Annotated in this window: 1 protein-coding gene; it reads right to left on the bottom strand. The window is 67.2% G+C overall.

The window, feature by feature from the left end; translation table 11 throughout:
* The coding region (locus tag ACZ3HG_RS25075; RefSeq protein WP_465335287.1) for a cation:dicarboxylate symporter family transporter at positions 1-229 on the bottom strand (229 nt) is incomplete at both ends.

Genomic DNA, 229 nt, shown 5'->3' with positions numbered 1-229 from the left:
AGAACGACCCCATCAGGATGCCGAGGCTGATCACGGCCCCGAAGCCGGTCTTGCCGACGACGGCGGCGATCGCACCGAAGGCACCGATCGGGGCGAGCCAGAGGATCATGCCGAGGATGCGGAACACGAGCACCTGGAAGTTGCGGATGCCCTCGACCATGCGCGCGCCGCGCTCGCCCATGCCCTGCAGAGCGAAGCCGACGAGGAGAGCGATGAAGAGCACCTGGAG

This window comes from Erwinia sp. PME.40.26/001, assembly GCF_055556675.1.
Note: the sequence above shows the minus strand (reverse complement) of the source record. Positions and strands in the feature narration are given on the sequence as shown.